At 72.8% G+C, this 250-nt stretch carries 1 pseudogene; it reads left to right on the forward strand.

Annotated elements, in window-relative coordinates:
* Positions 1-250, forward strand: a pseudogene (locus ACVA58_RS28430) (MFS transporter); the annotation flags it as partial.

Raw genomic sequence — 250 nt, forward strand, 5'->3', positions numbered from 1 at the left:
GTGCTGGTGGGCGTGAACCTGCGGCCGGCGCTGTCGAGCCTGTCTCCGGTGCTCAAGCAAGTGGCGGCGGGCACGGGGTTGTCGGGCGCGACGGCGGGCTTGCTGACGACATTGCCGGTGCTGTGCCTGGGCTTGTTTGCACCGGCCGCAGCGGTACTGGCCCGGCGCTTTGGCGCAGAGCGCGCCGTGGGCAGCCTGCTGATTGCGCTGGCAGCGGGCATTGCCCTGCGCAGCGCGGGCGGTGTCGCGC

This window comes from Photobacterium sp. DNB22_13_2, assembly GCF_052873915.1.